Origin of the sequence: Rothia nasimurium (genome assembly GCF_928391935.1) — a bacterium.
In the GTDB taxonomy this organism is placed as follows: Bacteria; Actinomycetota; Actinomycetes; order Actinomycetales; family Micrococcaceae; genus Rothia; species Rothia nasimurium_D.
Genome location: NZ_CAKMTD010000003.1, coordinates 175,062 through 197,089, shown reverse-complemented (window position 1 = coordinate 197,089; position 22,028 = coordinate 175,062). Strand labels below are relative to the sequence as shown.

Annotated in this window: 14 protein-coding genes; 2 read left to right on the top strand and 12 right to left on the bottom strand. The window is 63.0% G+C overall.

Annotated elements, in window-relative coordinates; translation table 11 throughout:
* Positions 1-2: 2 nt before the first annotated feature.
* The 4 genes from L7A15_RS05395 to L7A15_RS05380 form a co-directional block, all read right to left on the bottom strand.
* The gene (locus L7A15_RS05395; protein WP_237212348.1) at positions 3-914 is read right to left on the bottom strand and encodes a glycosyltransferase family 2 protein; all 912 of its coding nucleotides are present in this window, start codon (positions 912-914) and stop codon (positions 3-5) included.
* Positions 914-1,654 (bottom strand): CDP-alcohol phosphatidyltransferase family protein, encoded by a 741-nt coding sequence (locus L7A15_RS05390; RefSeq protein WP_237212347.1) that lies wholly within the window; start codon positions 1,652-1,654, stop codon positions 914-916. The genes L7A15_RS05395 and L7A15_RS05390 overlap by 1 nt, the downstream gene beginning before the upstream one ends.
* A gap of 255 nt (positions 1,655-1,909) precedes the next feature.
* Complete coding sequence (locus tag L7A15_RS05385; RefSeq protein WP_237212346.1) at positions 1,910-4,996, bottom strand: fibrinogen-like YCDxxxxGGGW domain-containing protein; 3,087 nt, start codon at positions 4,994-4,996, stop codon at positions 1,910-1,912.
* Between the two features lie 8 nt (positions 4,997-5,004).
* Positions 5,005-5,859 carry a hypothetical protein gene (locus L7A15_RS05380; RefSeq protein WP_237208203.1) on the bottom strand — a complete coding sequence of 285 codons (855 nt, stop codon included), beginning with the start codon at positions 5,857-5,859 and terminating at the stop codon, positions 5,005-5,007.
* 349 nt (positions 5,860-6,208) lie between these two features.
* On the opposite strand from L7A15_RS05380, the gene mfd reads away from it, so the two are divergent.
* Positions 6,209-9,856, top strand: a complete 3,648-nt coding sequence (mfd, locus tag L7A15_RS05375; RefSeq protein WP_237208204.1) for a transcription-repair coupling factor — start codon at positions 6,209-6,211, stop codon at positions 9,854-9,856.
* 139 nt (positions 9,857-9,995) lie between these two features.
* Here mfd and L7A15_RS05370 read toward each other — a convergent pair whose 3' ends face one another.
* From L7A15_RS05370 to L7A15_RS05355, 4 genes are all read right to left on the bottom strand, one after another.
* Positions 9,996-10,277 carry a hypothetical protein gene (locus L7A15_RS05370; protein ID WP_237189213.1) on the bottom strand — a complete coding sequence of 94 codons (282 nt, stop codon included), beginning with the start codon at positions 10,275-10,277 and terminating at the stop codon, positions 9,996-9,998.
* A 98-nt stretch (positions 10,278-10,375) separates the two neighbouring features.
* The gene (gene deoC, locus L7A15_RS05365; RefSeq protein WP_237189214.1) at positions 10,376-11,068 is read right to left on the bottom strand and encodes a deoxyribose-phosphate aldolase; all 693 of its coding nucleotides are present in this window, start codon (positions 11,066-11,068) and stop codon (positions 10,376-10,378) included.
* Between the two features lie 27 nt (positions 11,069-11,095).
* Complete coding sequence (locus L7A15_RS05360) at positions 11,096-12,775, bottom strand: phospho-sugar mutase (protein ID WP_237208205.1); 1,680 nt, start codon at positions 12,773-12,775, stop codon at positions 11,096-11,098.
* Between the two features lie 86 nt (positions 12,776-12,861).
* Positions 12,862-13,701 carry a purine-nucleoside phosphorylase gene (locus L7A15_RS05355; RefSeq protein WP_237189216.1) on the bottom strand — a complete coding sequence of 280 codons (840 nt, stop codon included), beginning with the start codon at positions 13,699-13,701 and terminating at the stop codon, positions 12,862-12,864.
* A 528-nt stretch (positions 13,702-14,229) separates the two neighbouring features.
* Between L7A15_RS05355 and L7A15_RS05350 the strand changes: the two genes are divergently transcribed.
* Positions 14,230-15,648, top strand: coding sequence for an NAD(P)H-quinone dehydrogenase (locus L7A15_RS05350; RefSeq protein WP_237208206.1), 1,419 nt, complete (start codon positions 14,230-14,232; stop codon positions 15,646-15,648).
* Positions 15,649-15,874: 226 nt separating this feature from the next.
* On the opposite strand, the gene L7A15_RS05345 is transcribed toward L7A15_RS05350, so the two are convergent.
* From L7A15_RS05345 to exaC, 4 genes are all read right to left on the bottom strand, one after another.
* On the bottom strand, positions 15,875-17,275 hold the full coding sequence (locus tag L7A15_RS05345; RefSeq protein ID WP_237208207.1) for an MFS transporter: 1,401 nt from the start codon (positions 17,273-17,275) through the stop codon (positions 15,875-15,877).
* A gap of 205 nt (positions 17,276-17,480) precedes the next feature.
* Positions 17,481-19,292: an acetyl/propionyl/methylcrotonyl-CoA carboxylase subunit alpha gene (locus L7A15_RS05340; RefSeq protein WP_237212345.1), complete on the bottom strand. Its 1,812-nt coding sequence runs from the start codon at positions 19,290-19,292 to the stop codon at positions 17,481-17,483.
* Positions 19,293-19,385: 93 nt separating this feature from the next.
* Entirely contained in the window at positions 19,386-20,081 is a 696-nt protein-coding gene (locus L7A15_RS05335; protein ID WP_237212344.1) for a Maf family protein, read from the bottom strand.
* Between the two features lie 189 nt (positions 20,082-20,270).
* Complete coding sequence (exaC, locus tag L7A15_RS05330; RefSeq protein WP_237208209.1) at positions 20,271-21,794, bottom strand: acetaldehyde dehydrogenase ExaC; 1,524 nt, start codon at positions 21,792-21,794, stop codon at positions 20,271-20,273.
* Between the last annotated feature and the right edge of the window lie 234 nt (positions 21,795-22,028).

The window sequence follows — 22,028 nt, the reverse complement described above, 5'->3', positions numbered from 1 at the left end:
TCTTAGAGGCCCCGGCCGGTCTTGTTGACGGCAGCGAGCAGGGCTGAGGGGCTGACGATTCCCAGGGCCACGGGCAGGGCAGCCCAGGCGCGGAGCTGGGCCGGGTCCCGACGCAGGGTGGAGCGGACGTAGGCTAGGGCGAGTTTCTTGTTGCCCAGGGCTGCGTGGATGAAGGCAATTTGGCCTGAGATTCGGGCTAGGCCCTTGGGGTCGGTTTCAAATTCGGGGAACTTGCGGAGCAGGTAGGTGAGCCCGGCGGCCATGTTTTCCCATTTTCCGGCGAAGAAGGAGGGACGGTCCCAGAGGATGAGGACGAGGGGTTTGGGCACGGAGCGGACGTCGCCGAACTTGGTGGCCCGAAGGAGCAGGTCGTAGTCTTCCCCGTAGGCTGCGGGCAGGTCTTCGTCGACGAGTCCGACACGGCCGGTGAGGTCGCTCTTTCGGTAGAGCATAGCCGAGGGGTGGATTTCGGTGATGCGGGAGCGTAAAAAGTCGGTGAAGGTTGCCGTTTCGGGGGCCAGGCGGTCGATGTCCTTGCCACCGGAGCGGACCCGGATGCCGGAGGAGATAGCAATGGCGTCGGGGTGGGCTGCCCAGAGGGTCAGCTGGTCCTCGAGCTTGGTGGGTAGCCAGTAGTCGTCGTCGTCGCAGAAGCCTAGGATGTCGCCGCTGGCTGCTTCGATGCCGGTGTTGCGGCCCCCTGCCAGGCCCTGGGGGCGCTGGTTGGGGATGGTGCGGAGGCTACGTCCGGCGGGCACCTCAAGATCAGTGAGGGGGTCAATCTCAACGTGGTCAAAGACCACTAGGACTTCAACGTCACCGGGGTAGGTCTGGTCGAAGATGGAGGTGACGGCGGTACGCAAAAGTTCGGGGCGTTTACCGTTGGTTGCGATGATGACGGAGACTGACTGCATTAGGCACCTGCCGGGGTGGAGAGGGTAAGGAACTTACGACGCATGGAGAGCAGGACGGTTGCCGCGTTGGAGGCAAAAAGCAGGCCGTAGACGACGATGAAGCCGAGCCCGGTGCCCCAGAAGATGAAGATCCAGCAGAAGGTACCGGCGTCCATGTGGAGGTTGATGAAGGAGCGGAGGGTGCCGCCGGAGGAGGGGGCTGCTGTGCCCCGGTTCTTGCGGAGCTGCTCGGCCAGGATCTGGCTCATGAAGTGGCCGGTGATGAGGACGGTGAAGGCCAGGGGCAGCCACCAGAGGGCCCAGCCGGTGACGGGGAAGGCCTCGGGGGCCTTGATGAAGCCGATGAGGATTACCAGGTGCTGGGCGGGGGTGCGCATAGCGTCGACGACGTGGTCGAGCCATTCACCGGCGGGGGAGGAGGCTCCCGTGACGCGGGCGACCTGGCCGTCCGCCGAGTCGAGGGCGTAGCCCAGGGCAAAGAGGAAGGCGACGCCTAGGCCCAGGCCCAGGGAGGGCGGGAAGGCCACCAGGAGCACCATGCCGATGACGGAGACGGTCGCGGAGAGGGCCGTAACCCCGTTGGGGCCGATGCCGAACTTAACGGCGGCGGCCGCAAAGACGCGGGCTACCCGGCGGTTGACCCAGCGGGTGTAGGCGGGGACGCCGTCACCGGGTTTTTGGGCTGCGTTGAGCTGGGCAAGTGTCTGGCGGAAGCCAGGGCGAGTAGTGCGTGTAGTCAAAACTACGAATCCCCTAATGTTTCATGCGAATGGGTGCCTGGGCGCGTTTGAGCGCTTCAAGAGCGGGTTTTTGTGCGATGGGCCGTCAAAGGGCTAGAGACCATTTTATGCGAAAGCGTTGTGGCCGAACAGGTGTACTCTTCAGGTTCTGACTATGACCTTGACTAAGTGTTCCAGTTCGGTTGGGGGTTTAAAGCCGGTGGCCCCGACCAAGTTTGGTCGGGGCCACCGGTTGTTTCGCTGTGTTAGGGGTGCCTAGCGGGTCTTGAGGGTTGCCTCTAGGTCGAAGGTGGTTGCCTCACCGCGGGCTGCTGAGTGGACCTCAACGGCGATGGTGTTCTTACCCTGGTTAAGCTCGGCTGCCGGGATCGTGATGGTGATCGGGGTTGCACGGGCGAGGGTGAAGTCTACCTTGGCCTGGGCCGGGGTGTTGGGGTAGGCGTCTGCGGCCAGGTTGGAGCGGTGGACTTCCTTACCGTTGACGTAGATGGCCAGGCCGTCGTCAGCGTAGGTGGTCAGGACGAGCTCCTGGTTGGCTGCGGGGGTCAGTTCAAGTTCCTTGCGGAAGAAGACTGACATGGGCTGGGTGCTGATGGGGAACTGGACGCGGGTGTTCACGCCGGCTTCACCCCAACCCAGGGAGGTCTTGGCGTCGAACCAGCGGGCGGTGTCGTAGTTGTAGTCGGTACCGCGCCAGGTGGTGTCGAACTGGTTGGTGAGGGTGAAGGCGGTGCGCCAGGTGTCGCCGGAGGTGATGACCTGCTGGTCGGTTGCTGCGGCGGCTTCGACCTCTTCAACGGGGGCTACGGGAGCTTCGTTGTCCTGGACGGCGGGGGCACCAGCTTCGTTGGCAGCCTCTTCGATGGGCTTGATGGCAGCTTCGCCGGTTGCGGCTGCGGTGGTGGCAGCGGCGGTGGGGGTAGCTTCAGGTGCCGGGGCTACGGGGGTGGTAGCGGGAGCCTCAGTGGTGGGGGCTGCGGTAGTGGGTGCTGCGGTGGCAACGGGGGTGGCAACCGGGGTGGTTGCTGAGATGTTGCCGTTGGTGTCAGCGACGCGCACGAAGTAGCGGGCGTTCTCGCTGGCAGGCAGGGTGATATTAGTGGAGGCGGTGGAGGCAATCACGCGGTTGTTCCGCAGGATCTGGTAGGTGACACCGCGTTCGGTGACGCCGGTCCAGGTCAGCTTGTCCTCGGTGCCGTCGGTGGTGACTGCCAGGTTGGAGGCAACAGCCGGGGCTGCTGAGTCGCGGGGGGCGAATCGGGCGAAGCCGACGGTTGACTGGACGCCGTTGTAGCCCAGGGACTTAGTGATGTCGCCGCCAGCCCAGAAGGTGCCGGTGGAGTCTACGAACATGCCCCAGACGCCGTGGCCACGGGCCCCGCGCAGGTTGGGGGAGAATTCGGAGATGGTTTCGCCGGTGTTGGCGTCAATTGCGAAGGCCAGGCGGATGGTATCGACGCTGTAGTAGCCTGCGTCGTTCCAGGGGCTACCTGAGTTTTCTGAGCCGTTGAGGACGTAGTCGCCACAATGGCAAGAGGCGTAGAGGACGTCACCGTCGAGGTGCAGGTCCTGGAAGTCGCCACCTTCACGGGTGATGGAGGAGGACAGGCGGGAAGAGACGTTGCTCTTGCTGTACTGGGCTACCATGTGCTCGGCGCCGCCAGCCCAGAGGGTGCCGTTGCCGGCGTCGATGACGTCGAACTGGAAGCCGTCAGAGACACGGCGGTTGGTGTCGCGGTAGGCTAGGCGCCACTTCCAGTCCTGGGCCAGTTTTCCGTTGGTGGTGTTGACGTAGGCCAGCTTCCAGGCGTCCTTGTTGTCGGTGGCGGTGGTGAAGTAGCCAGCCAGGGCGACGCCGTCGGCGCTGGGGGCGATACCGTTGACGGTGCCGTTGGTGATGGGGCGCCAGGTCCAGTCGACGGAGCCGTTTGCGATACGGAAACGGGCTGCGTTCTTGGAGTAGGCGTAGACGTTGGAGGTCTTGCCCTTGACGTGGGTGAAGGAGCCGCCGATGTAGACGTAGTTGCCGTCTACGATGATGGTCTTGACGAAGGGGACGCCACCTGCGTTGCGGTTGACGATATCCCAGCCCAGGGAGGTGTCGGTTTCACCGGTGACGGGGTTGAGGACGACGAAACCGTTGGCGGGCTGGCCATTGACTTCGGTGAACTCGCCGCCGACGCCCAGCAGACCGCCGGGCAGCTCAGCCAGGGCCTTGATCTGGCCGTTAATCTTGGGCATGAAGGAGCGGACCAGTTCGCCGGTGTTGACATCGTAGCCAGCCAGGAACTTCTGCTGGACGCGCTCACCGGTCACAGCGTTTTCAACGTAGGCGAAGTCGCCGCCGGTGAAGACAGTGTTACCGACCTGGGCAAAGGCCTGGACGAAGGTGTTGAGCTCGCCGGTCTTGCCGGTGGCGGTGACGTCTGAGGTGCGCCAGAGGACCTTGGAGGAGTAGTTGGCAGGCAGGGCCCGCTGGGTGCGTCCTTCCAGGCCGGAGTCGGCGATGTCGGTCAGGTTCAGGTCAGCCTGGGTGATCTGGGGGCGCATGAAGACCTGGGTGAAGGGGATAGCGTTGCCCAGGCCGTTGGTGTTGGACCAGATGTAGGAGTCAGGGGAGTTCTGGCCGGTGACGGCAGCACCGTAGGAGAAGCCCAGCTTCCAGGCCTGGTCCTTACGGCCGGCAAAAATCATGGTGTTGGTGCCGTTGTTGAAGTTGGCAATGCGGTGAACAGCTGAGGCGTAGGTGGCGTCAGCACCCTGGGAGGGGGCATTGTCAAAGGTGAAGTTAGTCCAGGGGTGGTAGACGGCCAGGGCCCAGGACCAGTCTTCGAGCTTGGAGCGGGTGGCGTAGACATTCTGCCACTCGGTGCCAGCGGTGTTAGCGGCACGACGGAAGAGCAGGCCGCCGGGCAGGTCCTTGACCTGGGTGTCACCCATGAGGGCGTCAATGGTCTTGGAGGGCAGCTGGACGGGGTTGAAAGCGTCCGTGCCGTCGGGGTTGGAGGCCAGCTCGGCTGCGTTACCGCGTCCGGTGTAGTCTTCGCTCCAGCCCTCACGGCCGCGGCCGATCATGACCCAGCCGCCACCATTGGTTTCCTGGTCGCAGTAGAACTGGGCGGGGGCGTCCATTTCGGGGGTCCAGAGCCAGTAGGAGCCGGACTTGGATTCGGGGTCGTTCTGCTTGATCTCCCAGCAGGAGGCGGCAGCGGTGGACTCGGTCAGGCCGTTGGCGACGTAGTCGTCGTTGGCGATAGCGCCGGGGATCACGGAGACGCCGACGCCCAGGGCAACGGCACCAACCACGAGCTTAGTGAGGAGGGAGGGTTTCTTGAAATTCATGGAAGTCTTTAGCAATCTGCGTTGTTGGGGAAGTCATGGGAGGCAATTTTCCATGATCCGCCGTCTTGTACCAGGGTGAAAATGTTGAGGGAGCGGGCATGCTGGTTATTCGTCAGTACGTTTCCTGCGCCGTCCTCAACCTTGACGTCTGAGGCATCCAGGCAGACCTCCAGGAACTTGGCATCCTGGCCGTTGTACTTACCTTCACTCATCTTGGGGGTTCCAACAACCTTGGGCTTGCCGCTGGTCTTCCAGCCATTGAGGCTATACTCCAGGGCCGCGTTGACGTACTGGTCAAAGGCTGAACCGGTAGTGGATTCCTTGAGCTTGGCCTCAACCTCATCGGAGAGGTAGTCGCTGGGGTTGGTCACGCTCTGCTCACCTTCGAGGGTGTCAGCGTTGCCGTCGAGCAGGGGAGCCTCAGGCTGGGCCTGAACGGAAGACAGGACGTCCTGGACATTGCCGAGCAGGTTCTCGGTGGTCTTGACTTCCTCTGCATCCAGCTTGATTTCTTCAGCATTCGCTAGGGCTTCAGCAGCCTGGCCGTTTTCGGTGAGGTCAGCAGGTGCCTCATCGGTGGCCTGCCCACCTTCTGACTCGGCGTTGGAGCTTTCCTGGGCCTCAGCGGACTGAGACTGGTCTGAGGTACCTGACTCCTGGCCTTCAGCAGAAGCACTTGCAGCAGCTTCAGAGGAAGCTGAAGCAGAAGAAGCAGAGGAGCTGCTGGACGCAGAAGCTGAAGCGTCTGCTGTTGAGGCGGAGAGGTCGCTGGGGCCTCCACAGGCTGAAAGTGCCAGAACAGAGAGGAGGCCGAGGGCCAGCCAGCGCGATGGACGCGCAGGGCCACCTGATACGGGCGTCATAATCCCACGAATATTCATAAGTCCCTAATACAAATTTGTGCGAAACAGTAACCTGCCGAGGCAGGCGAAAACAGGTATGTGCCTTATCCCAGGCAGCCGGTGCGAAGAGCTGGATCTGGGAACCGCATACAACCCCTAGTGTTCTATGCAAACATACCTTGCCAATATTTTACGGTACAAGGAACTAAAACACCTAGAGATCAGAGAAAAAGGTCCCTCCCTCTTAGTCACACTTTCGGGCGTGTTGCCGCCCCTGCCCACCAGAAGACCCTCCCCCGGGCGACAGCTGGTGCTGTGAGATACTGGAACCTGGCTTAGACCGACCCTTTTTCACGGCAGAAAGAAACCCATGGCACTGACCGGACTTACCCAGGCACTCACCGGCGAAACTACCTACGCCAACATTATGCGTCAGGCTCAGGTACAACCGGCAGCCCGCACCGACGAGCTTGTCATCGGCACCCCCGACGGGGCCCGCCCCTTCGTCCTTGCCGGTCTAGCCCGGCACCTCCCTGCCGGGGAACACGATCAGCCGGGCCCGCTCGTCCTGGCCATCACCGCCACCGACCGCGAAGCTGAAGACACCGTCACCGCCCTCACCTCCCTGCTCGAACCCGGTGAGGTTGCCCTCTTCCCCGCCTGGGAAACCCTGCCCCATGAGCGGCTATCCCCGCGCAGCGACACCGTCGGGGCCCGCCTCTCTGTGCTCCGCTCCCTCACCGGCCAGGACGGCGCCGCCCCCCGCGTCCTGGTCGCCCCCGTCCGCGCGGTGCTGCAACCACTCGTCGCCGGCCTAGAAGCCATGCAACCGGTCACCTTTACCGTCGGGGCCGACCTCGACTTCGACCAGACCGTTAAAGACTTGGCCGCAGCTGCCTACAACCGCGTCGACCTCGTCTCCAAACGCGGAGAATTCGCCGTGCGCGGCGGAATCCTCGATGTCTTTTCCCCCACCGCCAACCACCCGGCCCGCATCGAATTCTTCGGCGACGAGGTAGAGTCCATCCGCTGGTTCTCCGTCGCCGACCAGCGCACCCTCACCAGCACCCAGGCACCCACCACCCTCACCGCCCTGCCCTGCCGCGAACTGCTCATCACCCCCACCGTCATGAGCAAGGCAGCCCGCCTCAAAAAGGACTACCCCGGGGCAGCCGCCATGCTAGAGAAAATCGCAGGCGGAATCTACGTCGAGGGCATGGAATCCCTGATCCCCCTCCTCGTCGATGACATGGTCACCCTCTTCGACCACCTACCGGCAGGCTCCCTACCCCTGGTCTTCGAACCAGAAAAAGTACGCTCCCGCGCCACCGACCTGGTGGCCACCAACCAGGAGTTCCTCCTCGCCGCCTGGGACTCCGTCACCGACACCACCGACACCCCCATCGACCTCGGATCAGCCGGGGCCGACGGGCTAGCCGCAGGGTCCTTCCGCACCCTCTCCGCCACCCGCCAGGACGCCCTCGCTCGGGGCTTCGGCTGGTGGGCCACCACAGCCCTGGGTGTCGACGACACCATCGACGACGGGGTCGACTCGGTCCAGCTGGCTGCCCGCGCCCCCCACACCTACGCCGGGAACGTCCCCGAACTCGTCGAAGAAGTCGGCAAAAAAATCAAGGACGGCTGGCGGATCACCGTCGTCACCGACGGCCCCGGCCCGCTCACCCGCCTGCTCGACCTCTTCCAGGAAGCCGAGATCCCCGCCGCCCGCGTCGACACCCTCACCGACCTGCCCGAAGCCGGAATCCTAGAACTCACCACCGCCTCCATGGGCCGCGGCTTCATGATGGACGAGGAAAAACTGGGCCTGCTCACCGAGGCCGATATTCTGGGCCGCACCAGCCCCTACGCCACCCGCGACCTCCGCAGCGGCAAAATGCCGGTACGCCGCCGCAAGAACGCCGTCGACCCCATGAGCCTTTCAGCCGGGGACTACGTGGTCCACGAACAGCACGGCATCGGCCAGTTCGTTGAGCTCATCCAACGCCCCATCGCCGGGGCAACCGTCATGCCCGGCCAGCCCAAACCCATGAAGGAATACCTGGTGCTGGAATACGCCCCCTCCAAGCGGGGCGGACCCAAGGACCGCCTCTTCGTGCCCTCCGACCAGCTCGACCTCGTCTCCAACTATGTGGGCGGGGACGCCCCGGTGCTGTCCAAGATGGGTGGCTCCGATTGGGCCAAGACTAAGTCCAAGGCCCGCAAGGCCGTCAAGGAAATCGCTGCTGACCTCATCAAACTCTACTCAGCCCGCCAGGCTTCCCGCGGCCACGCCTTCGGCCCCGACACCCCCTGGCAGCGGGAACTGGAAGAGGCCTTCCCCTACAACGAAACCCCCGACCAGCTGGTGGCCATCAACGAGGTCAAGGCCGACATGGAACGCGAAATCCCCATGGACCGCCTGATCTCAGGCGACGTGGGCTACGGCAAGACCGAAATCGCCGTCCGTGCCGCCTTCAAGGCCGTTCAGGACGGCAAACAGGTGGCCGTCCTCGTCCCCACCACCCTGCTAGCCCAGCAGCACTACGAAACCTTCACCGAGCGTTTCTCGGGCTTTCCCGTTTCCATCAAGGTGCTCTCCCGCTTCCAAAAAGCCAAGGAATCAGCAGAAATCGCCGAAGGTATTAAGAACGGGTCGGTCGACGTGGTCGTCGGCACCCACCGTATTCTCTCCGAATCGGTGGACTGGAAGGACCTGGGCCTGGTCATTATCGACGAAGAACAGCGCTTCGGCGTGGAACACAAGGAAAAGCTCAAGACCATGCGCACCAACGTGGACGTGCTGGCCATGAGCGCCACCCCCATTCCGCGCACCCTGGAGATGTCCCTAACAGGTATCCGCGAGACCTCCACCCTGGCTACCCCGCCCGAGGAACGCCACCCCGTCCTCACCTTCGTCGGGCCCCGCACCGACAAGCAGATTACCGCTGCCATCCGCCGTGAACTTATGCGCGAGGGCCAGGTCTTTGTGGTGCACAACCGGGTGTCCAGTATTGACGAAGCCGCCAATGAGATCCAGAAGCTGGTGCCCGAGGCCCGCATCGCCGTGGCCCACGGGCGTATGAGCGAGTCCCGCCTGGAAAAAATTATTGTGGACTTCTGGGAACGCAAGTTCGACGTGCTGGTGTCCACCACCATCGTCGAAACTGGCCTGGATATCTCAAACGCCAACACCCTGATTGTGGACCAGGCCCAGAATTACGGCCTGTCCCAGCTCCATCAGCTGCGCGGACGTGTGGGTCGTGGCCGGGAACGCGCCTACGCCTACTTCCTCTACCCGGCTGAGAAGGTGCTCACCGAGGTCGCCCACGAGCGCCTGAAAGCGGTGGCCACCCACAACGAACTGGGGGCCGGTATGCGCCTGGCCATGAAGGACCTGGAAATTCGCGGCGCCGGTAACCTGCTGGGCGGGGAACAGTCGGGTCACATAGCTGGTGTGGGCTTTGACCTTTACCTGCGCCTGGTGGGGGAGGCCGTGGCCAACTTTGCCCGGGGGGAGCAGGAGGAGGCCCCTGCCGAGATTAAGGTGGACCTGCCGGTCAACGCCCACATGCCGCATGACTATGTGGCGTCGGAGCGCCTGCGTCTATCGGCCTACCGTCAGATTGCCCAGGCCCAGACGGCTGAGGATTTAGCGGAGGCCCACGAGGAGCTGGTGGACCGTTACGGCACCCCGCCTGAGCCGGTGGAGAACCTCTTTAAGGTGGCGGCCCTGCGTCAGCGGGCTCGGGCCGTGGGGCTGACTGAGATTGTTGCGATGGGGCCCAAGGTGCGGTTCTTCCCGGTCAATGACCTGCCTGATTCCCGCCAAATGAGGTTGGAGCGTATGTACCCGGGGGCCCAGTACCGGCAGATTCCGGGGACGGAGAACTGGCAGATCCTGGTTCCCCGCCCCAAGACGTCCGCCGTGGGGGGTAAGGACCTGGTGGATGGGGCTATGGTGGAGTGGACGGAGCAGTTCATCCATTCCATCTTTGAGGCCGGTATCGCTGCCTCTTAATCAGTAGGTACCATCTAAATCGGAAAAACCCACTAGCCAGGTGGGTTTTTCGGCTTTAAGTGGTACCTACCGGTAGGAGGGTACAAAAAAGGGGGTGGCCCACCCGCTACAGGTGAGCCACCCCCTCAGCCAGAAAGGCCTACTTGAGGAAGAGATCCTCGCCGCCGGTGTGAACCTTCTCGTTGGTCTTCGAAGGCAGGAACCAGAGGGGAATAATAAAGGTAACGCCGTAGAGCAGAACCGCGACGGTCCACCACATCCAGCCACCCTCCGGGTACATACCCAGGGTGTAGAGGCAGGCCAGCAGCAGGGCGAAACAGAAGACGGTCAGGGCGATGTTTGACCCCAGCTCCTTGGTGCCTGAGTACTGGGGGGTGCCGTTGCGCTCGGGGGCGCCATTGGCTGATGAATGTGAAGACATGGTGAAGTCCTTCTTCGTGTGTGTACTTTACTTCCCAGTATAAGCTGACAGGCTGGTGAGAACCCAGCATGTCAGCAAAATGACCGGTAGTTTCAGACTTAGTAGCCGCCCTCAGCGGCCTGACCGGCCCCAATGATTTCAATGCCCTTAGAGGCACCAATGCGGGTAGCGCCTGCGGCAATCATGGCCAGGGCATCTTCGCGGGTACGAACGCCGCCAGAGGCCTTAACCCCCAGATCGGGGCCGACGGTGGCCCGCATGAGGGCAATGTCCTCGACGGTCGCGCCGGAAGAAGAGTAGCCGGTGGAGGTCTTGACGAAGTCAGCCCCGGCCTCAACGGAGGCCTGGCATGCCAGGACCTTCTGCTCGTCGGTCAGTTCGGAGGTCTCAATAATGACCTTGAGGATCGCCCCGCCGGCGTGGCAGGCGTCGGCGACGGCCTTGATGTCGGCTACGAGGGCGTCCTTCTTGCCTGCGCGGGCGTCGGCAATGTTGATCACCATATCGACCTCGCGGGCCCCGGCCTCAACGGCGGTCTTGGCCTCAAAAGCCTTGACTTCGGTGGCGGACGCGCCGAAGGGGAAGCCTACAACCACGCAGGGCAGGGCTGAGGAGCCAGCCAGTTCTTCAGCCAGGACGGGGGCCCAGACGGGGTTGGCGCAGACGGAGGCGAAGCCGTACTGCTTGGCTTCGGCGCAGAGGCGGCGCACATCGGCCTCAGAGGCGGAGGGGGCCAGGATGGTGTGGTCAATCATGGCCGCGAGTTCGGCCTGGGTCAGTTCGGTAGTCATAGTTAAATCCTTTGTGTGTGGTGGGGCTTAGAGGCCTAGGGCTGCTGTCATGTCTGCCTTGAGCAGGGCCAGTTTGGTGCTAGCGACCTGGCGGGCATCGGCGACGGACCCGCTGACCGGTACGACCACTTCGAGGTAGCACTTGAGCTTAGGCTCGGTGCCTGAGGGGCGGACGATGACTCGGGTGGAGTCCTCGGTGTAGTAGCGCATGCCGTCGGTGGGAGGCAGGGTTTCGGTGCCCTCGGTGAGGTCTTCGACGGCGACGACGGGCGATTCGGCCAGCTCAGCCGGGGGAGTGGCGCGTAGGCGCTTCATCATGGCCGGGATCTGGGCGAGGTCGTCGACGCGCACGGAGAGCTGGTCGGTGGCGTAGAGGCCGTGCTCGGTGGCAATCTCATCGAGGAGGGCAGGGAAGGATGAGCCTGCGTCCTTGAGTTCCTGGGCATAATCGGCCATGACCAGGGCGGCTGAGATGCCGTCCTTGTCGCGCACCTGGGCGTGGTCGACGCAGTAGCCCAGGGCTTCTTCGTAGCCGAAGGTCAGGTTATCGACGCGGGCAATCCACTTGAAGCCGGTCAGGGTTTCGTAGTGGGCTACTCCTGCAGCCTTGGCGATGGCCCCTGCCAGGCGGGAGGAGACAATCGAGTTGGCGAAGGTTGCTTCTGCCGGGTTGGTGACGGACGCCAGCACCCGGGTAGCTAGGATCGCACCGGTTTCGTCGCCGCGCAGCATAGCCCAGGTGCCGTCTCGCTTGACGGCAAAGGCGGCGCGGTCGGCGTCGGGGTCGTTGGCGATAATCAGGTCGGCGTCAATCTTTTCGGCCAGGGCCATGGCAAGGTCGAGGGCTCCGGGCTCTTCGGGGTTGGGGAAGGCTACGGTGGAGAAGTTCGGGTCGGGATCTGCCTGCTCGGGCACCAGGGTGACGTTGGTGAAACCGGCCTGATGCAGCACAGCCTCAGCGGTCTTACCGCCTACCCCGTGCATGGGGGTCAGTACGATCTTGAGGTCGCGTTCCTTCTGCTCGACCAGGGGGGTGACGCGGGCGATGTAGTCGGCAGCTACGCTCTCGGGCAGGACCTCCCAGCCGTCCTCTGCCAGTACCGGGGTATCAACGGCGGCAATGGCGGCGGCGATGTCGCCGTCGTAGGGGGGAATGATCTGGGCGCCGCGGGCCCCGGGCTCAACAGCTGCCCCGCCCAGGTAGACCTTGTAGCCGTTGTCGTTAGGCGGGTTGTGGGAGGCGGTCACCATGACACCGATTTCAGCCCCGTATTCGCGGGTTGCCCAGGCGGTGACGGGGGTGGGCAGGGCAGAGGGCATGAGCTGGACGGCAATACCGGCGGCCGTGAAAATAGCGGCAGTGTCAAGGGCGAAAATATCGGAGTTCTTGCGGGCGTCGAAGCCAACGACGGCAGAAATCTTCTCCCAGCCCTCGGCCTGGGCGCGGGCGGTGGCATAGTTAGCCAGGCCCTGGGCGGCCCGCTGGACGACGACGCGGTTCATCCGCATGGGGCCAGCCCCCAGTTCTGCCCGCAGGCCAGCGGTACCGAACTGCAGGGTGCCTGAGAAACGGTCAGCCAGATCAGCGGTTGCGGCCTCGTCGCCGGCTTCTACCTGGGCAATGAGGCCCTCAAGCTGGGCCTTGGTTTCAGGGTCAGGGTCGAGAGCGGCCCAGGCGCGGGCCTGCTTCAATAGGTCAGTTGTCATGGTGTTTTCCTTGAAGAAGAGGGTGGGGTCAGGACGTCCCGCCCCGGCTTACCTGAACCGGGGCGGGGGCGTCCAGCTAGGCCATCTTAGAGGGCTGCGATAATGTCAGCGAGCAGGCGGGAGATCCGGGGCCCAGCTGCCTGGCCAGCCTCAATGACCTCGGCATGGGAGAGCGGGGTTTCCTGAATGCCGGCGGCCAGGTTGGTGACCAGGGAGATGCCGAAGACCTCCAGGCCAGCGGCGCGGGCTGCGATTGCCTCAAGGGCAGTGGACATACCCACCAGGTCAGCGCCCAAGATACCGGCCATCTTGACTTCGGCAGGAGTCTCGTAATGGGGGCCGGGGAACTGGGCGTACACGCCTTCCTGCAGGGTCGGGTCAATACCCCGGGCGATTTCACGAATGCGGGGGGAGTAGACGTCGGTCAAATCAACAAAGTGGGCCCCAGCCAGGGGTGAGGTGGCCGTCAGATTGATGTGGTCGGAGATGAGGACGGGCTCACCGGCTGAGTAGGCGGGGTTGAGGCCGCCACAGCCGTTGGTCAGGATCATGGTCTGGGCACCGGCTGCAGCTGCGGTGCGGACTCCGTGAACCACAGCGTCCACGCCCCGGCGCTCGTAGTAGTGGGTACGGGACCCAATAACCAGGGCCCGCTTGCCGCCCTCGGTCAGAATGGAGGTCAGGGTGCCGGGGTGGCCTGCTACCGCAGCCTTGTGGAAGCCGGGTATTTCGTCAGCAGAGAGGACGTGCGTCGTCTCACCGATCAGGGAGGCAGCTTCGCCCCACCCGGAGCCAAGGGTCAGGGCAATGTCGTGCTTTTCAACGCCGGTCTTCTCAGCAATGAACTCCGCCGCCTGGCGGGCTAGGGCCAGGGCAGGGTAGGCGGGATCAGCGGTTGAGACAGCGGTAATGTTTGAGTCAGTCATAGTACCTCTACCGTACCAAACTGGTTGTTGGGAGCCTAGCCGCTGGGTGCTGGAGAGCAGGAGGGGGTAGGCAGGGCGCCAGGAGTGCTCCATCAGCCCGCAACCGCTCTCACTCCTCGCGCAGGGCGCTCGCCCGGTCTGCTCAAAGACCAGAACCTTGATTTTAGGCTCTCGCACCTCGCGCAGGGTGCTTGCTACCAAACTGGACTTTGACTAGATAGCGCAGGTTGGCACGGCGCCAGGAGTGCTCCATCAGCCCGCAACCGCTCTCACTCCTCGCGCAGGGCGCTCGTCGTGATTCACCGCCAGGCCCGATCCACGCGGGCTTGATGGAGCACCCCCTAGCGCCGGTGCTTGTGGGGCTTCACCTTGTGCGGGGCTGGGCAAGAGGTACCCCGCTACCCCCTACACCACTACCCCTCTCCGTTCCCACCCGCCCCTCTCCGTCCCCGGCCTACCTCCACACAGGGTGCCGAGGGTGCAAGGTCATAAGTTGAGCACAAGTAGGATGTACGCCACAATAAAAGGGTGACTCTAAAAACTGATTACACCGCACACAAGATCATCATTCTCGGCGGCGGCCCTGGCGGCTACGAAGCAGCTTTGGTTGCAGCTAGCCATGGCGCCGATGTCACTATCATCGAAGATAAGGGCATGGGCGGTTCAGCCGTCCTCACCGACGTCGTCCCCTCCAAAACCCTGATTGCTAGTGCCGACGCCCGTAACCGTTTTGGTAAGGCCCAGGAGCTTGCTATTTCTGTGGGCGAGGACGACGCCCCACCCCCGATTTCCGTCGATTTGGCGAAGGTGAATGCCCGCCTGCTCGACTTGGCCCGCCAGCAGTCCCACGACATTAAGCGCACCCTGGAGAGGAACGGGGTTAAGGTCATTGAGGGGCGTGGCAAGCTGGTAGACCGGCACACGGTGCAGGTCACTGACTCCACCGGCCTGACCTACGATTTGACGACCGAGTTCATTATTCTGGCGGTGGGCACCCACCCGCGTGAACTGCCGACTGCCCAGCCTGACGGCAAGCGGATTCTCAACTGGACCCAGCTCTACCAGCTCGACAAGCTGCCCGAGGAGCTGATCGTGGTGGGTTCCGGTGTGACCGGTGCCGAATTCGCCTCGGCTTACAACGGGCTGGGCTCCCAGGTCACCCTGATTTCCTCCCGCGACCGGGTGCTGCCGGGCGAGGACGAGGACGCCGCCACCGTCCTGGAGAATGTTTTTGAACGCAAGGGTGTGCGCGTTATGCCCCGCTCCCGCGCAGAGGCAGCCTGCTACAACGAGGCTGGCGACGGCGTCATTGTCACCCTGGGCGACGGCCGTAAGGTGGCTGGCTCCCACGTTTTGATCGCTGTTGGGTCCATTCCCAATACCGCAGACCTGGGGCTTGAGGCTGCCGGGGTTGAGGTCAGCGAAAGCGGCCACATCAATGTTGACCGCGTCTCCCGCACTAACATCCCCAATATCTATGCTGCCGGTGACTGCACCGGCGTCTACCCGCTGGCCTCCGTGGCCGCTATGCAGGGCCGTGTTGCTGTTTCGCACATGCTGGGCGATATCGTCAAGCCCCTGCGTACCCACCAGGTTGCCGCCAACATTTTCACGGCCCCTGAAATCGCGACCGTTGGCGTCAGCCAGAGCGAAATCGAGTCGGGTAAGTACCAGGCTGACATGGTGATGCTGCCGCTGGCAACCAACCCCCGCGCCAAGATGATGGCGGTGGAGGACGGCTTCATCAAGATTTTTGCCCGCAAGCATTCTGGCACCGTCATCGGCGGGGTGGTGGTGGGCCCCCGAGCCTCTGAGCTGATTTTCCCGCTCTCGCTAGCAGTCGATAAGAAACTACACGTGGACGATATTGCCGAAACCTTTACCGTCTACCCCTCGCTGACCGGCTCGATCTCAGAAGCCGCCCGCCAGCTGCACACTATGCAGTAAGTGCGTCACCCATAATAAAACCGCCCGTCCCTCGTGAAGGAACGGGCGGTTTTTGGTGGTGCCTTAGCCCTAAATGTATATGGAGGCTACAGGCACGGGTGGGGCGGGCTCGCAGCGAAGCTGCTGGCACGGGGCTGGCGTGAATCGCCTTGTGAGCGCTAGCGAACCGGCGAGAGGGTCGGCAGCGAGCGCGAGCCCGGCCTACCTTTGGTCTAAATCCTTAAACCTACTTAGTGCGGGCCATGGTGGTCAGGTCCACATCACGGGTTTCGTGGGTAATGGCCATGAAGATGAAGGTCAGGACGGCCGCGCCAGCTAGGTAGAGGCCAACAGCGCCCACACCGCCGTTGGCGTTGAGCCAGACCGCCGCGTAGGGGGTCAGGGCTGCGCCCAGGATTGAGGAGACGTTGTAGCTGATACCGGAGGCGGTGTAGCGGACGTTGGTGGGGAAGAGCTCGGGCAGGTAGGCGCTCATGGAGCCGAAGGTTAGGCCCATGAGGGTCATGCCGATGGCCATGAAGAGGACGATGCGGCCGGTGTTGGCGTCCTCGCCGGTGCCGACGACAGCCGGGTCCATGAGGATACCGAAGGACAGGCCGAAGGCGATAATACCGGCGGTGATGACCAGCTGGGAGGAGCGGCGGCCGAAGCGGTCTGCCAGCCAGCCGGAGACCGGGACCATGGCGGCGAAGAAGAGGATGGTGATGATCTGGATGATGAGGAACTCACGGTAGGCGATGCCCAGGCCGCCCTTTTCGACCTTGCCGATGCCGAAGGAGAGGATCCAGGCGGTCATGAGGTAGAAGAGCACGTAGGTGGCGAGCATGATGAAGGTGCCCTGGATCATGGGCCACCAGGCGACCTTGAAGGCCTCGGCGAGGGGGGTCTTGACCTTTTCGTCCTTTTCGAGGGCCTGCTTGAAGACGGGGGTTTCTTCGAGCTTGAAGCGGACGTAGAGGCCTACGGCGACCATGACGATGGAGGCGATGAAGGGGATACGCCAGCCCCAGACGAGGAAGTTGTGGTCGATGGTGTCACCGGCGGCCAGGGAGGTAAAGCCCATGGAGAGGGTCAAGAGGAGCATGAAGCCGTTGGCGAGGATGAAGCCGAACGGGGCGCCGAGCTGGGGCCACATGGCGGCGCGGGCTCGCTTGCCTTCTTCGGCGTATTCGGTGGCGAGCAGGGCGGCACCTGACCATTCGCCGCCGAGGCCTAGGCCCTGGCAGAAGCGCAGGATGGTGAGCATGGCGGGGGCCCAGAGGCCAATCTGGTAGTAGGTGGGCAGCAGGCCGATGAGGAAGGTGGCTAGGCCCATGGTCAGCAGGGCGCCGACCAGGGTGGCCTTGCGGCCGACCTTATCGCCGAAGTGGCCGAAGACGATGGAGCCGATGGGGCGGGCGATGAAGGCTGCGCCGAAAGTTGCCATGGAGGCAAGAAGTTTGGCGGTTTCGTCCTCGCCGGTGAAGAAGAGGGCGGGGAAGACTGCAACGGCCGCGGTGGCATAGATGTAGAAGTCGTAGAACTCGATGGTGGTGCCGATCAGGGACGCCATGATGACGCGGCTGCGGGGCACGGTGGTATCTGCAGGCTGGTTAGGTGAAACCTGCTCGGTAACTGGTGCGCTCACAAGGAACTCCGTGGTTAGTGATAGTGTTTGTGCGTTTATCACTGTAAACCTGGGGTTCTCTATGTGAAACTCAAATCCCAATATGTGGGCAAGTGTTAGGGGTGGGTAGCTTTCCCTCAGGCGACCTCCTGCCGGTGACCTCTCTGCCCCCGGCTCCTGCCGTCTGGAGTGCTACCCACCCCTGTGTCGTCCTGGAACCCAGGACCTACTTGATGGTGGCGATAATTGCCCCAGCAGAGACAGTGTCGCCCGCCTTGAGCTTGAGGCCGGTGACCTTACCTGCCTTGTGGGCGGTGATGGGCTGCTCCATCTTCATGGCTTCAAGGACCACAATCAGGTCGCCTTCGGCTACCTTGGCTCCGTCCTTGGTGGCAACCTTCACGATGGTGCCCTGCATGGGGCTGGTCAGCTCATTGCTGTGGGCAGCGCCGGACGCCCCACCCCGGGCTGACCTGGACTTGCGGCTCTTGGCTGCTGCAGCAGCCTTGGGGGCACCTGTTCCAAGGTTGGGCAGGACGACCTCCATGCGCTTGCCGTTGACTTCAACCGTGATCTTCTGGCGTTCTTCGTCGGCCTCAGCCAGGGAAAGAGCGCCGTCATAGGCGGGCAGGGTGTTTTGGAACTCGGTTTCGATCCAGCGGGTGTGAACCGTGAACTTGCCCTCGGGTCCGGGGGCAAAGGCCGGGTCGTCAATGACCAGGCGGTGGAAGTTAGCGACGGTGGGCATACCCTCAATGACGAGCTCGCCCAGGGCGCGACGGGCCCGCTGCAGGGCCTGCTCGCGGGTAGCACCGGTGACAATGAGCTTGGCGATCATGGAGTCGAAGTTGCCGCTGACGGTATCGCCAGCAATCACGCCAGCGTCCCAGCGCACGCCGGGGCCAGTCGGAACAACCAGCTTGTCAATGGTGCCGGGGGAGGGCATGAAGTTGCGGCCGGCGTCCTCACCGTTGATGCGGAACTCAAAGGAGTGGCCGCGTACCTCCGGGTCTACCGGGCTGATGGCCTCGCCACGGGCAATACGGAACTGCTCACGGACCAGGTCAATGCCGGTGACCTCTTCTGACACCGGGTGCTCTACCTGCAGACGGGTATTGACTTCAAGGAAGGAGATGGTGCCGTCGGTGCCAACCAAAAACTCACAGGTTCCGGCACCCTGGTAGCCAGCCTCCTGCAGAATCGCCTTGGAGGCCTCGTAAAGGCGCTCGTTCTGCTCTTCGGTTAGGTAGGGGGCAGGGGCCTCTTCCACCAGCTTCTGGTTGCGGCGCTGCAGGGAGCAGTCACGGGTTGATACAACGACGACGTTGCCGTGGGCATCAGCCAGACACTGGGTTTCCACATGGCGGGGGGAATCGAGGAAGCGCTCGATAAAGCACTCACCGCGACCGAAAGCAGCAATAGCCTCACGGACGGCAGACTCGTAGAGCTCCCCAATGCCCTCACGTTCACGGGCGACCTTAATGCCTCGGCCGCCACCACCGAAAGCCGCCTTGATCGCCAAGGGGAGGCCGTGCTCGTCCGCAAAAGCCTCAACCTCAGCTGCGCTCTTGACGGGGTCCTTGGTGCCCGGCACCAGGGGAGCGCCCACCTTCTCGGCAATATGGCGGGCAGCTACCTTATCGCCCAGGCGGGTAATCGACTCAGGTGAGGGGCCAATCCAGGTGAGGCCAGCGTCGATGACCTGCTGGGCGAACTGGGCGTTCTCAGACAAAAAGCCATAGCCGGGGTGGACGGCGTCAGCGCCGGATCGGCGGGCAACCTCCAGGAGCTTATCCATGACCAGGTAGGACTCAGCCGCCGTTGACCCGCCCAGGGCGTAGGACTCGTCAGCCAAAAGGACGTGCTGGGCCTCGCGGTCGGGGTCGGCGTAGACGGCAACAGTTGCCAGGCCTTCATCCTGGGCAGCACGGATCACACGCACGGCGATTTCGCCACGGTTGGCAATGAGTACCTTGGTGACGGGGCCGGTGTGGCGGCCCTGTACCTGGGTGAAGCTCTGGGTCTTGGATTCAGTCACGGACGCTCCTCAGTTGGGGAACCAGGCCCGGGGTGGGGCTCCGGTCTTGGCTCTACCTGCTTGGGGCTAGTAGAAAAACCTGCATCTTGAAATTTATCGCGATTTTTTCCAAATGTCGGTGATTGAAACACCGAAGGAGCCCAGCATTGTACGAAGTGCATGAACAGAGAGCCCCACAATTGTGTGGTATTCGCCTTCAACACCCCGAATGAAGGCCGCCCCGAACCCGTCGATGGTGAAGGAACCTGCCACCCAGATGGGTTCACCCGTGGCGACATACCGCTGAGCTTCTTCCGGGCTAAAGGTATCAAAGTGGACGGTTGCGGTGCGAAGCTCACCGACCTCTGCCGCTTTCTCAAAGCCTGCGCGGGTATCAACCAGCCAGTGGCCGGTGTGGAGCTGGCCGCTGCGGCCGCTCATGGAGGTGATCCGCTCCAGGGCCACTTCGGCGCTCCCGGGCTTGCCGTAGGCCACCCCGTCGAGCTCAAAGACAGAATCGCAGCCCAGGACCAGGGCACCGGCTGCCTCGGGCAGGGCCGCAACAGCCCGGGCCTTAGCCTTGGCTAGGAGCTGGGCTGTTTGGGCTGGGCTGATGGGACCTAGACCCGCTGCCTGGGCCTCTTGCTGGGCTTCGAGGAGGGCAGCGTCCTCGTCCACGTCACTTACAATGACGGTGAAGCGGACGCCGGCGTCCTCCAAGAGCTTCTTGCGGGCAGGGGAGGAGGAGGCCAGAATCAGCCGCACCGGCTGCTCGCCTGTGGTGGCTGTAGGTTCAGTAGAGTTCTGCATGGCTACCAGTCTAGTGGGGTTCACGCCCCTGAAATTTTCAAGAGCTCAATACCTCCCTAGACACGGGAAGGGCCCGGCTCACAGCGAAGCTACTGGCTGGGTCTGGTATGAATCGTCATGTGAGTGATAGCGAACCAGACGAGAGAGTCAGTAGCGAGCGTGAGCCGGGCCTACCGCGAAAGTTACCTCTTAGAAGAGGCCCATGGGCTTCTCTGAGTAGCTGACCAGCATGTTCTTGGTCTGCTGGTAGTGGGCCAGCATCATCAGGTGGGTCTCACGGCCAATACCGGACTTCTTGTAACCACCGAAGGCTGCGTGGGCCGGGTAGTTATGGTAGTTGTTGACCCAGACGCGGCCAGCCTGGATGGCGCGTCCTGCCCGGTAAGCGGTGTTCTGGTCACGGGACCAGACGCCGGCGCCCAGGCCGTAGTCGGTGTTGTTGGCAATACGCATGGCCTCATCAAAATCGGTGAAGGAGGTGGTTGCCAGGACCGGGCCGAAGATTTCCTCCTGGAAAATCCGCATGTCGTTGTTACCGGCAAAGACGGTGGGCTGGATGTACCAGCCGTCGGAAAGGTCGCCGCCCAGGTCGCAGGCTTCGCCACCCACCAGGACGTCGGCGCCCTCGTCCTTACCGACCTTGAGGTAGCCGGTAATCTTGTCCCACTGCTCCTTGGACGCCTGGGCACCCACCATGGTTTCGGTGTCGAGGGGGTTGCCCTGCTTCATGGCCTTGACGCGCTCAATACCGGCCTCCAGGAAGGAGTCGTGGATGGGCTTCTGGATCAGGGCGCGGGAGGGGCAGGTGCAGACCTCGCCCTGGTTGAGGCCGAAGGAGGCAAAACCTTCAAGAGCCTTGTCGTAGAAGGAATCCTTTTCGGCGGCGACGTCGGCAAAGAAGATGTTGGGGGACTTGCCGCCCAGTTCCAGGGTGACGGGGATGATGTTCTCGGCGGCTGCCTTCATGATGATGGAGCCGGTAGTGGTTTCGCCGGTGAAAGCGATCTTGCGGATCCGCTTGTTGCCGGAAAGGGCAGCACCGGCCTCGGGGCCGAAGCCGTTGACGATGTTGAGGACACCGGCGGGGAGGAGGTCCTGCCAGAGCTCAACCAGGTAGAGCACGGAGACAGGGGTCTGCTCGGCGGGCTTGAGGACGACGGTGTTACCTGCGGCCAGGGCGGGGGCAATCTTCCAGATGGCCATCAGGATGGGGAAGTTCCAGGGGATGATCTGGCCTACAACGCCCAGGGGTTCGTGGAAGTGGTAGGCGACGGTGTCCTCGTCGATTTGGGACAGGCGGCCCTCCTGGGTGCGAATAGCGGACGCGTAGTAGCGCAGGTGGTCGACGCCCAGGGGGATATCGGCGGCCAGGGTCTCGCGGACGGGCTTACCGTTTTCCCATGTCTCTACGACAGCGAGCTTTTCGAGGTTGTCCTCCATGATCTGGGCCATCTTGAGCAGGATGGACGCCCGCTGGGCCGGTGAGGTCTTGCCCCAGGTTTCAAAGGCCTTTTCTGCGGCGTCAATAGCCTTTTCGATATCGGCTGCGGTGCCTCGGGCTACTTCTGCGAAGGGCTTGCCGTTGACGGGGGAAACGTCTTCAAAATACTGGCCTTCTGCGGGGGCTACCCATTCGCCGCCGATGAAGTGTTCGTAGCGGGACTTGAAGGTGACCAGGGAGTCGGCGGTGCCGGGGGCTGCGTAGACGGTCATGTCTCTCTCCTTTGAGGTGGGTACCGGGTGTGGGGGTGGGCGAACCCAACCCCCTCATAAAGTATCGTAAGTCACAGTCTAGTGATGAAGGTAACTCTTGGGAACCCTTTTTTGAAGAAAAATATAGACAGGACGCCCCTGCCCCCACCGGCACCCTACCTGTAACGCCCCGTAACCGCCTGTAACCTGGCGAAACACTAGCTACCCCCGGCCCGCCCTCTGGGCCTACAGTGG

Bases quoted from the DNA above. Each gene is read 5' to 3' on its own strand.
- L7A15_RS05370 (WP_237189213.1), bottom strand. From the start codon at position 10,277: ATGTCTTCACATTCATCAGCCAATGGCGCCCCCGAGCGCAACGGCACC.
- L7A15_RS05395 (WP_237212348.1), bottom strand. From the start codon at position 914: ATGCAGTCAGTCTCCGTCATCATCGCAACCAACGGTAAACGCCCCGAA.
- L7A15_RS05380 (WP_237208203.1), bottom strand. From the start codon at position 5,859: ATGACGCCCGTATCAGGTGGCCCTGCGCGTCCATCGCGCTGGCTGGCC.
- L7A15_RS05385 (WP_237212346.1), bottom strand. From the start codon at position 4,996: ATGAATTTCAAGAAACCCTCCCTCCTCACTAAGCTCGTGGTTGGTGCC.
- exaC (WP_237208209.1), bottom strand. From the start codon at position 21,794: ATGACCGTCTACGCAGCCCCCGGCACCGCCGACTCCCTGGTCACCTTC.
- L7A15_RS05360 (WP_237208205.1), bottom strand. From the start codon at position 12,775: ATGACAACTGACCTATTGAAGCAGGCCCGCGCCTGGGCCGCTCTCGAC.
- deoC (WP_237189214.1), bottom strand. From the start codon at position 11,068: ATGACTACCGAACTGACCCAGGCCGAACTCGCGGCCATGATTGACCAC.
- mfd (WP_237208204.1), top strand. From the start codon at position 6,209: ATGGCACTGACCGGACTTACCCAGGCACTCACCGGCGAAACTACCTAC.
- L7A15_RS05335 (WP_237212344.1), bottom strand. From the start codon at position 20,081: ATGCAGAACTCTACTGAACCTACAGCCACCACAGGCGAGCAGCCGGTG.
- L7A15_RS05355 (WP_237189216.1), bottom strand. From the start codon at position 13,701: ATGACTGACTCAAACATTACCGCTGTCTCAACCGCTGATCCCGCCTAC.